At 62.2% G+C, this 3,895-nt stretch carries 5 protein-coding genes; all 5 read left to right on the plus strand.

The window, feature by feature from the left end:
- Positions 1-750, plus strand: a 750-nt coding sequence (locus MOV61_RS28990; protein ID WP_247139058.1) for a LysR substrate-binding domain-containing protein, incomplete at its 5' end; no start/stop codon positions are given.
- A gap of 123 nt (positions 751-873) precedes the next feature.
- Positions 874-2,592 (plus strand): ABC transporter ATP-binding protein, encoded by a 1,719-nt coding sequence (locus MOV61_RS28995; protein ID WP_247139059.1) that lies wholly within the window; start codon positions 874-876, stop codon positions 2,590-2,592.
- An 82-nt stretch (positions 2,593-2,674) separates the two neighbouring features.
- Positions 2,675-2,935 (plus strand): type II toxin-antitoxin system prevent-host-death family antitoxin, encoded by a 261-nt coding sequence (locus MOV61_RS29000; RefSeq protein WP_247035913.1) that lies wholly within the window; start codon positions 2,675-2,677, stop codon positions 2,933-2,935.
- Complete coding sequence (locus MOV61_RS29005) at positions 2,932-3,369, plus strand: type II toxin-antitoxin system PemK/MazF family toxin (protein ID WP_247139060.1); 438 nt, start codon at positions 2,932-2,934, stop codon at positions 3,367-3,369. The genes MOV61_RS29000 and MOV61_RS29005 overlap by 4 nt, the downstream gene beginning before the upstream one ends.
- Positions 3,370-3,408: 39 nt before the next feature.
- The coding region (locus MOV61_RS29010; protein ID WP_247139061.1) for a DUF2161 family putative PD-(D/E)XK-type phosphodiesterase at positions 3,409-3,895 on the plus strand (487 nt) is incomplete at its 3' end.

The following is a 3,895-nucleotide window of genomic DNA, read 5'->3' on the forward strand; positions in this document are numbered from 1 at the left end:
GAGGGCGCGCTGCTGCTGCCCGCTGTCAGCCAGGCGTTCGGCGAGATCGCCGCCGCGACCGCGCTGATGAAGCGGCCGGCGACATCAGGCGAACTGTCGATCACCTGCGTACCGGCGTTGCTGTCCTTCTGGATCGTGCCGCGCCTCAATTCCTTCACGGAGCAGTTTCCAGGCGTCAGGCTGAAGCTCGCCGCCTCCAACGATCCGGCCGTGCTGCATTCTTCGGATGTCGACGTCGCCGTCCTTTACGGCGACGGCAACTGGCCGGATGCCTGGACGCGGCTGTGGAGCAACCTGCAGCTCTTTCCGGTCGCCAGCCCGACCCTGCTCAACAGCCGGCCGCTGCGTTCGATGCGCGATCTGGAAGACCACGTCCTGCTGCATGGCGATGCGGACGGGCGCGAGTGGAACACCTGGCTTTCCGCCGCTGATGCGGTCGACCTGCCGCGCCGGCAGCAATATTTCATGGGCGACGCCCGGTTTTCGACGGAAGCGGCGCTGCATGGCCAGGGGATCGCGCTCGGCGACACGATCACCGCCAGCAAGCTGATCGCCCGCGGCGAACTGGTCGTGCCCTTCGACCTCAGCGTTCCGGCCAACGACGCCTTTTATGTCGCCTGCCGGCCGGCCATGCGCTCGGCGCCGATCGTGCGGGTCTTCATCGACTGGCTGTTCGCCTCGCTGGAGGCGGATCAGCTCGCCGAACCGCATACCTCCGCCCGCACCCTGTTGCGCAGCCGCCGCGCCTGATATCTATCCCGCATCTATTGTCCGGGCGATCAGGAGAGCGGAGGTTTACCTCGTCGGCGAACCCGGCTAAGCGGGTTCCAAAAACTTGCCCCTTTTGCTCATCTATCGATTTCAGAGTGTCCGATGCTTCGCCGTTTTTTCTCATATTACCGGCCCTATCGCGGCCTTTTCATCCTCGATTTCGGCTGCGCGATCATTTCCGGCGTGCTGGAACTGGGTTTTCCTATGGCGGTGAAGCTGTTCGTCGACCGGCTTCTTCTCAGCCAGGAATGGCTGCTGATCCTGCTCGCCTCGGCGGCCCTCTTGGTCATCTATGCGATCAATACCGGCCTGATGGCGATCGTCACCTATTGGGGCCACATGCTCGGCATCAATATCGAGACGGACATGCGCCGCGCCGCCTTCAACCACCTGCAGAAACTCTCGTTCAGCTATTTCGACAACCAGAAGACCGGCCATATCGTCGGGCGCCTCACCAAGGATCTCGAAGAGATCGGCGAGGTTGCCCATCACGGGCCGGAAGACCTGTTCATCGCCATCATGACCTTTGCAGGCGCTCTCGCGCTGATGTTCTCGGTCAACCCGCAGCTGGCGATGATCACCGCCGTCGTCGTGCCGCTGACCGCCTGGGTCACCAGCCATTTCGGCGGCCGCATGACCCATAATTTCCGCCGGCTGTTCCAGCGTGTGGGTGATTTTAACGCCCGCATCGAGGAGAATGTCGGCGGCATCCGTGTGGTCCAGGCTTTCGCCAACGAGCAACACGAGCGGAAACTGTTCGAACAGGACAACCAGAACTACCGGCGCGTCAAGCTCGATGCCTACAAGCTGATGGCTGCGAGCAGCTCGCTCAGCTACATGAGCATGCGGCTGACCCAGATGGTGGTGATGATCGCCGGCGCCTATTTCGTGCTGTCGGGCGAGCTGACAGCCGGCGGCTTCATCGGCTTCCTGCTGCTGGTGGGCGTATTCTTCCGGCCGGTCGAGAAGATCAATTCGGTAATCGAGACCTATCCGAAGGGTATTGCCGGTTTCCGCCGCTTCACCGAACTGATCGATACCGAGCCGGATATCGCCGATGCGCCCGATGCGGTCGACGTCGACCACCTCAAGGGCGAGATCGCCTATCAGAACGTCTCCTTCGGCTACAGCCCGGACAAGCCGGTGCTCGAAAACGTCGATCTTTCGATCCGCGCCGGCGAGACGATCGCCTTTGTCGGCCCTTCGGGCGCCGGCAAGACGACGATCTGTTCGCTGCTGCCGCGCTTCTACGAGATCGGCGGCGGCAGCATCACCATCGACGGCATGGACATCCGCGCGATGACGAAAGTGTCGCTGCGCCAGCAGATCGGCATCGTCCAGCAGGACGTCTTCCTGTTCGGCGGGACAATCCGCGAGAATATCGCCTATGGCCGCCTCGGCGCCAGCGAAGCGGATATCGTCGAGGCGGCACGGCAGGCGCGGCTGGAAGAAATGCTCGCGGGCCTGCCGCAGGGGCTCGATACGGTGATCGGCGAGCGCGGCGTGAAACTCTCGGGCGGCCAGAAGCAGCGCGTCGCGATCGCCCGCATGTTCTTGAAAAACCCGCCGATCCTGATCCTCGACGAGGCCACCTCGGCGCTCGACACGGAGACGGAGCGCGCCATCCAGCGCTCGCTCGCCGAGCTCTCGCAAGGCCGCACGACGCTCATCATCGCCCACCGCCTCGCCACCATCCAGGGCGCCGACCGCATCGTCGTCATCGACGGCAACGGCATCCTCGAACAAGGCACCCACCAGGACCTGATCGCCAAAAGCGGCGCTTATACCCGGCTGCATGCGGCGCAGGTGGGGATGATGTAACGCGCAGGACTGATAGTCGGTCCTTTCAACCGCATTGCAGGAATATCCGTTTTATCTATAATGGATAAAACGGAGCCATAAAATGAAAGTTACGTCCACCGAATTTCAGCAAAATGTCGGCCGCTATCAGGATGCGGCCCAGCGCTCGCCCGTTGCTATAACCAAGAACGGCCGGACCCATACGGTCCTGGTATCCGCAGAATTCTTCGATCTGGCGATCAAGGGCCGCATTGCTCGCAATGTGGAAGATCTGGATGAAGATACGCTGAAGGCCATCGCAAACAGCAGCGTGTCCGTCGACCATGCAGACCTCGATGATCTGCTGAAAGACTGGAAAGCGTGAGCCTTCCTGTCCCGCGACCAGGCCTCGTTATTTGTTACTCTTATCTTTGGGCAGTTGAAAGTCGACGCGGACTTGAGGAGGGCGCCAAGAACCGGCCCTGTGCGATCGTCGCGGCGCGCCAAGTCATCGAAGGTCGGGAAGTGGTGACGGTAGTACCGGTCACTCACGCTCCTCCGCACGATCCGGCCGATGCAGTCGAAATCCCGGCGGCACTCAAGGCGCATCTGGGGCTGGACGATATCCCATCTTGGATCGTGGTGACGGAAGCGAATGATTTTATCTGGCCAGGCCCGGACTTGAGGCCGGTGCCGGGTTCAAAACCTGCTCGCTACGAATTCGGAATTTTGCCACCGCGCTTCTTTGCACATCTCCGCGACAAGATTCTGGAAGCTCACCGGCGCCGTCGTTTCGGCCAGGTTGGGCGCACTGAGTAGTGCTATCATACACAGACTGATTCACCGCCGCCGGACCGCATGGAAACTTCGCTTTATCTCCCCGTCAAAACCTTTCTCGAAAGCTTCGGATACGAGGTGAAGGGGGAAGTGGGCGGCTGCGATCTGGTGGGGTTGAGCGAGGCGGACCCGCCGGTCGTGGTGATCTGCGAGCTGAAGCTCACCTTCAATCTCGAACTGATCCTGCAGGCGGTCGACCGGGCGGGTGTTTCGGACGAGGTGTGGATCGCTGCGCGGGTTTCCGCCAAGGGCCGGGGCCGGGAGGCGGACAAGCGGTATCGCGATCTCTGCCGCCGGCTGGGCATCGGCATGCTTGGTGTCTCCGATCAGGGCGAGGTCAGCGTGCTGGTCAGTTCGGTCTCGCCGATGCCGCGCACCAATCCGAAACGGCGCACGCGGCTCGTCAGGGAACATCGCAAGCGCAAAGGCGATCCGGCCGTCGGCGGCAGCACCAAGGTGCCGGTGATGACCGCCTATCGCCAGCAGGCGCTCGCCTGCGCTTCGGCAC

Origin of the sequence: Neorhizobium sp. BETTINA12A (assembly GCF_023006485.1) — a bacterium.
Taxonomy (GTDB): domain Bacteria; phylum Pseudomonadota; class Alphaproteobacteria; order Rhizobiales; family Rhizobiaceae; genus Neorhizobium.